Annotated in this window: 1 pseudogene; it reads right to left on the reverse strand. The window is 71.5% G+C overall.

Features of this window, described 5'->3' with window-relative positions:
- Positions 1-38: 38 nt before the first annotated feature.
- A pseudogene (locus KVT44_RS55995) lies at positions 39-288 on the reverse strand (hypothetical protein); the annotation flags it as partial.

The raw sequence follows: 288 nt of genomic DNA on the forward strand, positions 1-288 counted from the left end.
GCTGGGCATCGGCGGCCCACCAGGTCGCGGTGCGTCCGTCACGGAAGTTGCGGGTCACCAGCTGCCAGTCGCCGCTCCGGTCGGGGCCGTGCCAGGCCAGTTCGCGGGCGGCATCGACGGGTCAGGAAGGCGTTTTTGTACTGCCAGGTGCCATGGCCGCGTTTGAGGGCCATCACGAACGGCAGGCGGGCGTCGGACAGTTCAGCGCGGGAGGTGTTGTGGTCGCCGTAGGCGCAGTCCGCGACGACCGCCCGGAACACCACGCCCGCTGTCTTCGCCGCGCGGGCC

It is taken from the genome of Streptomyces sp. GbtcB7, from assembly GCF_019091445.1.
Classification (GTDB): domain Bacteria; phylum Actinomycetota; class Actinomycetes; order Streptomycetales; family Streptomycetaceae; genus Streptomyces; species Streptomyces mirabilis.